Origin of the sequence: Phenylobacterium sp. (assembly GCF_030693805.1) — a bacterium.
Classification (GTDB): Bacteria; Pseudomonadota; Alphaproteobacteria; order Caulobacterales; family Caulobacteraceae; genus Phenylobacterium.
In genome coordinates this window covers 1-1,360 of sequence record NZ_JAUXZW010000303.1, presented here as the reverse complement: position 1 = coordinate 1,360, position 1,360 = coordinate 1, and the positions used below count along the sequence as shown (strand labels likewise).

The window sequence follows — 1,360 nt, the reverse complement described above, 5'->3', positions numbered from 1 at the left end:
TGGCGACGCGTGAGGGATTGAAGGCCGTGCAGATGTTCGACGCCATCGCGCGCGGCGACATCAAGGCGCTGTGGGTCGTCGGCACCAATCCGGCGGCCTCGCTTCCAAACGCCAATGCCGCGCGCGCTGCTCTCAGCAAGCTCGAACTCTTCATCGTCTCGGACAATGTGGCGTCGAACGACACGATCAATAGTGGCGCGCATTTGCTCCTGCCAGCGCAGGCGTGGGGCGAAAAGAGCGGCACAGTGACGAATTCCGAGCGCCGCATCTCGCGTCAGCGCGCTTTTCTACCGCCGCCGGGAGAGACTCGCGCCGACTGGGCGCTCTTCGCCGATGTCGCGCGACGCCTGGGTTTTGCAGGTTTCGACTACGGAGCGGTCGCGGACGTCTTTCGCGAACACGCCGCGCTTTCGGCGTTCGAGAATGACGCAACGCGCGCGTTCGACATTGGCGGTCTCGCGCGCTTAAGCGACGCCGAATATGACGCGCTCGCGCCGACGCAATGGCCGGTCCCTGATGACAAGGGCAAGGGCCGGGCGCGCCTCTTCGCCGACGGCGGCTTTTTCTGTCGAGGCGGACGAGGGAAATTCATCGCGTTGGCGACGCCGGCCTTGGCGACTGAATTGACGCGGGACTTTCCGCTTCGGCTCAACACCGGTCGCATCCGCGATCAGTGGCATACCATGACGCGCAGCGGCGCGAGCCCGCGCCTTGCGCGGCATCTTCCTGAACCCTTCGTCGAGATCCATCCGTCGGACGCGATGCGTCTTGGCGCGGAAGACGGCGGATTCGCCCGCGTCGCCACGCCTTACGGGAGTTGCGTCTTGCGCGCGGTGGCGACAGATCGTCAACCTGCGGGACATATCTTCGCGCCGATTCACTGGACCGACGAAACGGCCGCGGATGCGCGCATTGGAGCGCTTGTCGCGCCCTTCGTCGACCCTTTCTCGGGACAGCCGGAATCGAAGGCGACGCCCGCGATCGTCACGCCTCTGCGCTTCGCGCGGCAGGGCTTTCTCCTCTCCCGCTACTCGATATCCCTGCCCGAGGGCGTGTGGTGGGCGCGCGTCGCCGTCGCCAATGGCCACGGCTATCGCGTCGCCGCCGACCTTTCCGATGACGCCTGGACAGACGTCATCCGCACCGCTGCCGCGAGCGAAGACGTCATACAATTGATGGACGAAACCAAGAGCCTTCTCTCGGGGGCCGCCTTCGTCGGGGACCGCGCAACGCTCGTCTGGGCTTTGTCTCCCGTTGCGCCATCCTGGGACCTGGCGCTCGAACTCTTCGGGCGTGAACGCCTCGATCAGTCAGAGCGGCTGTCGCTATTGTCCGGTCGCTCGGGTCGACAACTGGCGGA

Annotated in this window: 1 protein-coding gene; it reads left to right on the top strand. The window is 65.7% G+C overall.

Annotation, left to right across the window (positions count from 1 at the left end; genetic code table 11):
- Positions 1-32: 32 nt before the first annotated feature.
- Positions 33-1,360, top strand: a 1,328-nt coding sequence (locus tag Q8M88_RS11660) for a molybdopterin oxidoreductase family protein (RefSeq protein ID WP_305597326.1), incomplete at its 3' end; no start/stop codon positions are given.